Source organism: Vibrio sp. 1288 (assembly GCF_033344475.1).
In genome coordinates, this window is sequence record NZ_JAWPOX010000958.1 from 1 (window position 1) to 557 (window position 557).

Genomic DNA, 557 nt, shown 5'->3' on the forward strand with positions numbered 1-557 from the left:
GAGCCAAAGCTTAACGAGATCATCAGTAATGAGAGGCAACTAAGTAATTTAAAGCAAGCCAATCAAAAGATTGAAATCGATACGCTACGTATTCAGGCGCAACTTAAGAAAGATCCAAATGCTGAGGTTGATCGCGCGATATCTAATCTGTTAGCTGAGAGTCAGCATCTTTCGATGCAATTAGCGGAGATCATCGAGCATCTTATTACACCTTCGCAAATGGCTGAGCTGCTTGAAAATGTGTTGGAGCAGCAAAGTGGCATTCACTTGGTGTCATTGCAGACTCTGCCATCTGAGCCGATCACAGAAGATAAAGAAGCATCACAATACTCAGGCTATTACGTACACCCAGTACGCATGGAGCTAACTGGTGACTACTTTTCTATCGCCAACTACTTAAACAAGTTAGAGAGCTTACCTGCCAGCTATTTTTGGCGTAGCTTCAGTTACAAAGTAGAAGAATATCCATAAGCGAAGTTAGTGCTTGAAGTGTACACATTAGGTTCTCGAGAGGAGTTTATCGGTGGTTAAAAAACTCGTTAGGTCAATCGCGGCTA

General features: G+C 42.5%; 1 protein-coding gene. It reads left to right on the forward strand.

What is annotated here, in order from left to right; genetic code table 11:
* On the forward strand, positions 1-471 hold a 471-nt coding region (gene pilO / locus R8O11_RS30325; RefSeq protein WP_318195275.1), incomplete at its 5' end, for a type 4a pilus biogenesis protein PilO.
* Positions 472-557: the final 86 nt, after the last annotated feature.